The organism is Streptomyces purpurogeneiscleroticus, assembly GCF_020024005.1.
GTDB lineage: Bacteria > Actinomycetota > Actinomycetes > Streptomycetales > Streptomycetaceae > Streptomyces > Streptomyces purpurogeneiscleroticus.
Map to the genome: position 1 here is coordinate 1 of NZ_NHSG01000202.1, position 6,807 is coordinate 6,807.

Here is a 6,807-nt window from a genome sequence, read left to right on the forward strand (position 1 = left end):
CCCCGGCTCGCCGGGCTGGCCCGGGCCGCGGTCGCCCAGCTCGCGGCGCTGCACGCGCCGGGCACCCTGGAGATCGTGCTGCTCGCCGCCGACCGCGCGCGCGGCACGGCGCAGCGCCTGGAGGAGTGGTCCTGGCTCGGCTGGCTGCCGCACGTGCGCCCGGCGCACGCCCAGGACTGCCGGCTGCTGCTGGCGTACGACAAGGACCAGGCGGCGGCGCGCACGGCCGAGCTGGTCCGCCGCCTGGACGACGGGCCGCTCGGCCCCGGCTGGGCGAGCGCCGACCGGTCGGCGGTGGCCGCCGCCGCGGCCCGGCACCAGGGCCCGTACACCCTCGTGATCGCCGATGGCGACCCCGGCACGTCCGGGCTGCGGGAGACCGTGGCCCGGCTGGCGGCGGGCGGCGCGTCGGCCGGCATCCATGTGCTCGCGCTGGCCGAGACGCCGGCCGCCTCGCCCTTGTATCCGCTCACGGCGACGTACGAAGCGGCCCGTGCCGCGTCCCCGGCCTTCGGGGAGTGCGGCGCGGTCGCGGTGCTCAGCGGCGACGTGGCCACGGCGCTGCGCGTCGTCCAGCCTGCGGCGCCGCTGGCCCCGGCCGGCAGCAGCATCGCCGTGAACGGCGTCCCGCAGAACGGCTCCGGGCCGTACGCCGCTGGGGCGAACGGCACGGTCGCGACGGTGGACGCGGTCTCCCTGCCGTGGGCCGAGCGCCTGGCGCGCGCCCTGGCGCCGCTGCGCGAGGCCGAGACGGCGCGGGCCGGCCGCAGCACGCACAGCGCCGCCGTGCCGCTGCCCGACAGCGCCCGGCTGCTGGACGAGCTGGGGCTGGCCCGGGCCACGCCCGCGTCCCTGATGGCCCGCTGGGCGGCCGCGGCGGACAGCGAGGAGCCCGCGGCCGCCGCGGTCCTGGGCGCGGGACCGCACGGCCCGGTGCACGCCGACCCGGCCGCCGACGGCTGTCACTTCCTGCTGGAGGGCGGCCCGGGCACGGGCAAGACCGAGCTGCTGCGTTCGATCGCCGCCTCGCTGGCCGCCGCCGACCGCCCGGACCTGCTCTCGCTGGTCCTGGTCGACGGCGCGGGCACGGAGCGCGGCGACGGCCTACGGCTCTGCACGGACCTGCCGCACGTCACCGCGCATCTGGCCGCCTCCGACCCGGTACGGATGCGGGAGTTCGCGCAGGCGCTGGTCTCGGAGCTGAAGCGGCGCGCCGAGATACTGGGCGGTACGGGCTTCGCGGAGTGGCGCGCCAAGCATGTGGCGACGCCCCGGGTGGTCGCCCCGCGCCGGTCCGTCGAGGGCCGTACGGCAGCGGCCGCGGGCGCCGCCGCCGAGGTCCCCGGCTCCGCAGCGCCCGGCATGCAGGAGTCCGGCCTGCTCGACACCCCGGCGACGAACACGCTGCGGCTGCGGCCCCGGGAGCGTACGCAGGGCACGCCCGGTGCCGAGGGGCCCGAGCGCCCGGCAGCGGCGGGCGAGGGGCTCGCGGCCGTGTCGCCGATGACCCGGCTGTTCGTGATCGTCGACGACTTCGACGCGCTGGTCGCGCCGGCGCTGGGCAGTACGGGGCGGCCCGCCGCCGGTTCCGTCGTGCGGGCGCTGGAGGCGGTCGCCCGGGAGGGCGCCGCGCTCGGCGTGCATCTGATCGCCTCGACCGGCCATCCGGACCGTACGGCGGCCACCGCCACCGCCGAGCGGGCCGGGCTGCGCGCACGGCTGGGCGCGGAGGGCGACCCGGGCGAGGAGCCGCTGCCCGTCGGGCGCGGGCGGCTGTACCGAGCGGCCGACGGCTCCGCCACGCCCTTCCAGGCCGGCCGGGTGACGGGCCGGATACCCCGCACGTCGACCCTGCGGCCGACGGTCGTGCCCCTGGAGTGGCACCGGATGGGCGATCCGCCGGCCCGCCGTCCGCTGCGCGAGCTGGGGAACGGCCCGACCGACCTGGCCCTGCTGGCCAGCGCGCTGCAGAAGGCCGCCCGGTCCCTGTCGTGACCGCGTACCACGCCGTGACACGCGTACAGCGCCGCGGCATACAACGCCGTGACACACAACGAATGGGTCGCTGTACGGACAAGTTGGGTTACCCACCGCGATAACGTCCCGGTCACGACGGGGAGTTGCGGTCGAACGCGGTATTGCTCGGGCCTCCCGGCGCCGGTAGGACTGTCGCACGGCGAACGGGAGGGCGACGGATGCGTCACGCAACGCTTCGTACGGCAACGGCACTTGTCGCGGTGGGTGCGCTGGCGCTGACCGGCTGCGGCGGCGACAGCGGCAGCAGAAACGACGAGGGCGGGGGCGGCACCGACAGCGCGCCCACCGTCCGGCTGCCGAAGCTGAACGGACAGACGCTCCAGGTGACGGCCGTGTGGACCGGGCCCGAGCGGGAGAACTTCACCAAGGTCCTGGACGAGTTCGAGAAGCGCACGGGCGCCAAGATCGATTTCGTGCCCAGCGGCGACGACATGGCCGGCTTCATCGGCTCCAAGGTCGCCGGCGGCGGCGCGCCGGACGTCGCGATGCTCCAGCAGGTCGGCGTGTTGCAGGAGTTCGCCAAGAAGGGCTGGCTCAAGCCGCTCGGCCCGGCCGCGGAGAAGGAGCTGGGCAAGAACTTCTCCAAGGGCTGGCAGGAGCTGGGCAGCTACAACGGCAAGCGCTACGGCGTGTACTTCAAGGCCAGCAACAAGTCGCTGGTCTGGTACAACACCCAGGCGTTCGAGAACGCGGGAGTGTCCGAGCCCAAGGACTGGAAGGGCTTCCTGAAGACCGCCAGGACGCTCGCGGACTCCGGCGTGGAGCCGGTCTCGGTGGGCGGCGCGGACGGCTGGACGCTCACCGACTGGTTCGAGAACATCTACCTCTCGCAGGCCGGGCCCGAGAAGTACGACCAGCTCGCCAAGCACGAGATCAAGTGGACCGATCCGTCGGTGAAGCAGGCGCTGACCACGCTCGGCTCGCTCTTCGGGGCCAAGGGCCTGCTCGCGGGCGGCAACTCCGGGGCGCTGCAGACGGCGTTCCCGCAGTCGGTGACGCAGACGTTCAAGGACGAGCCGCAGGCCGCGATGGTCTCCTCGGCCGACTTCGCCGCCGCCAACATCGGCCAGACCAAGGCGAAGATCGGTACGGACGCCAAGGTCTTCCCGTTCCCGGCGGTCGGCAAGGAGTCGCCGGTGGTGACCGGTGGCGACGTGGCGGTGGCGCTGAAGGACAACAAGGCGTCGCAGGCGCTGCTGACCTTCCTGGCGTCCCCGGACGCCGCCCGGATCTGGGCGGGGCAGGGCGGCTTCGTCTCCGCCAACAAGAAGCTGGACCCGGCCGTCTACCCGAACGCCGTGTTCCGGGAGATCGGCAAGGCGCTGGTCGCGGCCGGTGACGACTTCCGCTTCGACATGTCCGACCAGGCACCGGCGTCCTTCGGCGGCAAGCCGGGGCAGGGCGAGTGGAAGGCGCTGCAGGACTTCCTGAAGAACCCGAAGGACGTCGCGGGGACCCAGGCACAGCTGGAGAAGGACGCCGCCAAGTCGTTCGGGAACTGATGCCATGACCTCCGGAGGCACCGCGGCCGCCGCGCAGGCGCCCGGCAAGGGCGCGAAGAAGCCCGGCAAGAGCGTGACGGGGACGCGCCCGTGGATCGCGGTCGCGTTCCTCCTCCCGGCGCTGCTGCTGCTCGGCGCGCTGGTGGTCTATCCGATCGGGTACTCGGTCTGGCGCAGCCTGTACGACGCACCGGGCAGCGGCTTCGTCGGGCTGGCCAACTACGGGGAGCTGTTCTCCGACGAGCGGATCCGCACGGCGCTGAAGAACAACGTCATCTGGGTGGTGGTCGCGCCGACCGTGGCCACGGCGCTCGGCCTGATCTTCGCCGTGCTGACCGAGCGGGTGCGCTGGGGCACGGCGTTCAAGCTGGTCGTCTTCATGCCGATGGCGATCTCCATGCTGGCCGCGGGCATCATCTTCCGGCTGGTGTACGAGCAGGACCCGGAGCGCGGGGTCGCCAACGCGGTGTGGGTGAGCGTGCACGACACCTTCGCCGAGCCCGCGCCGTACCCGGGGGCCAATCCGCGGCCGAACTCCGACCTCAAGGCGTCCGGCGGCGGCGCGTTCACCACCAAGGAGGCGGCGAGGACCGGTACCGCGGTGAGCCTGCCGCTGGTGGCCGTACAGCCGGACGACCTCAAGGGCGCGCAGCGGGCCGTGCCGGCGGAGCCGCGTCCCGGGCAGATCACCGGTACCGCGTGGCTGGACTTCACGCGCGGGGGCGGCGGCACCCCGAACAGGATCGACAAGCAGGAGAAGGCGCTGGCCGGCCTGCAGATCGAGGCGGTCAGGGACGGCAAGGTCGTCGCCACGGCGACCACCGACGCCGACGGGACGTACGCCCTGCCGGCCCGTGCCGACGGAGCGCAGCTGCGGCTGCCCGCGTCGAACTTCGCCGAGGCGTACAACGGCGTCGACTGGCTCGGTCCGGCGCTGGTGACGCCCGCGATCATCGGCAGCTATGTGTGGATGTGGGCGGGCTTCGCGATGGTGCTGATCGCGGCGGGGCTGGCGAGCGTGCCGCGGGAGCTGCTGGAGGCGGCCCGGGTGGACGGCGCGAACGAGTGGCAGGTCTTCCGCCGGGTGACGGTGCCGCTGCTGGCGCCGGTCCTGGTGGTCGTCCTCGTGACGCTGATGATCAACGTGCTGAAGATCTTCGACCTCGTGTACATCATCGCGCCGGGCGCCAGCCAGGACGAGGCGAACGTGCTCGCCCTCCAGCTGTACCAGTCGTCCTTCGGCACGGACGTGAACCAGGGCATCGGCTCCGCGATCGCGGTGTTCCTGCTGCTGCTCGTCCTGCCGGTGATGATCGTCAATCTCCGGCGCCTGCGGAAGGAGCGGCAGCGATGACGGCGGTGGCCGACGGGGCGGTACGCGCCCGGCAGTCCTTGGCCGCGCGGATCGCGGCCCGTACCGGCGGCGGCGTGCTGCGGGTCTTCCTGATCCTGGTCGGGCTGTTCTGGCTGATGCCGACGGTGGGGCTGCTGATCTCCTCGCTGCGCGATCCGGCGGACGTCGCGGAGAGCGGCTGGTGGGAGGTGTTCGCCAAGCCGGCGCAGCTGACCTGGTCCGGGTACGGCAATCTGCTGGGCAACGCCAAGATCATGGACTCGCTGTGGACCACCGCGCTGATCACGGTGCCGGCGACGGTGCTGGTGGTGATGATCGGCGCGCTGGCGGGCTACGCGTTCGCCTGGATGGACTTCCCCGGCCGGGACGCCTGGTTCATGGTCGTGGTGGGGCTGCTGGTCGTCCCCGTACAGGTCGCGCTGATCCCGGTCGCGAAGCTCTTCGGCACGGTCGGGCTCTTCGAGACGACGGCCGGTGTGGTGCTCTTCCATACGGCCTTCGGCCTGCCCTTCGCGGTGTTCCTGCTGCGGAACTTCTTCGCCGAGATCCCGCGCGAGCTGCTGGAGGCCGCCCGGCTGGACGGGGCGAGCGAACTGCGGCTGTTCACCCGGGTGGTCATGCCGCTGGGCGGCCCGGCCATCGCGTCGCTGGGCATCTTCCAGTTCCTGTGGGTGTGGAACGACATGCTGATCGCGCTGATCTTCGCGGACAGCGGCAATCCGCCGATCACCGTGGCGCTCCAGCAGGAGGTGCGCCAGTTCGGCAGCAACATCGACGTACTGGCTCCCGGCGCCTTCGTCTCGATGATCATTCCCCTGGTGGTCTTCTTCGCCTTCCAGCGGCAGTTCGTGTCCGGCGTGATGGCGGGCGCGGTGAAGTAGAGCCGGCGGCGGCTCACTCGAACGGGTGCGAGTCCTCTGCCACCCGGGCGTAACCGGCCGCCGCGCCGCATGACGGCGCGGCGGGTCCGGGAACGATCGCTGACCGACAGCGCAGCCGGCCGCCGACTCATGGAAGTGCCCTTGCCACGGTTCAGCGTCATCGTTCCCGCTTATCAGGTCCAGGCGTATCTGCCGGAATGCCTGGAGTCCGTCCTCGCCCAGGACTGGCCGGACTTCGAGCTGATCGCGGTCGACGACGGGTCACCGGACGGCTGCGGTGCCCTCATCCGCGACTTCGCCCGCCGCGACCACCGGGTACGGCCCGTGCACCTGCCGGCCAACACCGGCCTCGGCCCGGCCCGTAACGCCGGCCTCGCCCACGCGCGCGGCGACTACCTGCTCTTCCTGGACGGCGACGACACCCTCACGCCCGGCGCCCTGCGGGCCGTCGCCGACCGGCTGGCCGCGACCGGCGACCCGGAGGTGCTGGTCTACGACTACGCCCGCACCACCTGGTCCGGCACCGCGGCCCGCAACCAGTACGCCCAGCTGCTCGCCGAGGACGGCCCGGACGTCTTCCGCCTCGCCGACCGGCCCGCCCTGCTGCGGCTGCTGATGGTGGTGTGGAACAAGGCGTACCGCAGGGACTTCGTGCAGCGGCAGGGGCTCGCCTTCCCGCCGGGCTACTACGAGGACACGCCCTGGACGTTCCCGGCGCTGGCGACCGCGGAGTCGATCGCGGTACTGGACCGGGTCTGTGTGCACTACCGGCAGCGCCGCCGGGGCAACATCCTCGGCACCACGGGGCGCGGCCACTTCGACATCTTCGACCAGTACGACCGGGTGTTCGCCTTCCTCGACTCCCGCCCGGAGCTGGCCCGTTGGCGGCCGCTGCTGGTCCGCCGGATGACCGACCACCTCACGGCCGTCTACACGGCGCGCGGGCGGCTGCCGCGCGACAGCCGCGCCGAGTTCTTCCGGCGGGCCGCCGCCCACTGCCGGCGGTACCGCTGCGCCGCCCCCGCCCCCGCCG

General features: G+C 73.2%; 5 protein-coding genes. All 5 read left to right on the forward strand.

Annotation, left to right across the window (positions count from 1 at the left end; genetic code table 11):
- Positions 1–1,995: FtsK/SpoIIIE domain-containing protein (locus CCS38_RS13095; protein WP_263301996.1), on the forward strand; the 1,995-nt coding region annotated here is incomplete at its 5' end.
- Positions 1,996–2,195: 200 nt separating this feature from the next.
- Complete coding sequence (locus tag CCS38_RS13100; protein WP_223733416.1) at positions 2,196–3,539, forward strand: ABC transporter substrate-binding protein; 1,344 nt, start codon at positions 2,196–2,198, stop codon at positions 3,537–3,539.
- 4 nt (positions 3,540–3,543) lie between these two features.
- Entirely contained in the window at positions 3,544–4,893 is a 1,350-nt protein-coding gene (locus CCS38_RS13105) for a carbohydrate ABC transporter permease (RefSeq protein WP_223733417.1), read from the forward strand.
- On the forward strand, positions 4,890–5,774 hold the full coding sequence (locus CCS38_RS13110; protein ID WP_223733418.1) for a carbohydrate ABC transporter permease: 885 nt from the start codon (positions 4,890–4,892) through the stop codon (positions 5,772–5,774). Before CCS38_RS13105 ends, CCS38_RS13110 begins: the two co-directional genes overlap by 4 nt.
- Before the next feature lie 141 nt (positions 5,775–5,915).
- Positions 5,916–6,807: glycosyltransferase family 2 protein (locus CCS38_RS13115; RefSeq protein ID WP_223733419.1), on the forward strand; the 892-nt coding region annotated here is incomplete at its 3' end.

Coding starts and splice junctions, on each gene's coding strand:
- CCS38_RS13110 (WP_223733418.1), top strand. CDS start 4,890: ATGACGGCGGTGGCCGACGGGGCGGTACGCGCCCGGCAGTCCTTGGCC.
- CCS38_RS13100 (WP_223733416.1), top strand. CDS start 2,196: ATGCGTCACGCAACGCTTCGTACGGCAACGGCACTTGTCGCGGTGGGT.
- CCS38_RS13105 (WP_223733417.1), top strand. CDS start 3,544: ATGACCTCCGGAGGCACCGCGGCCGCCGCGCAGGCGCCCGGCAAGGGC.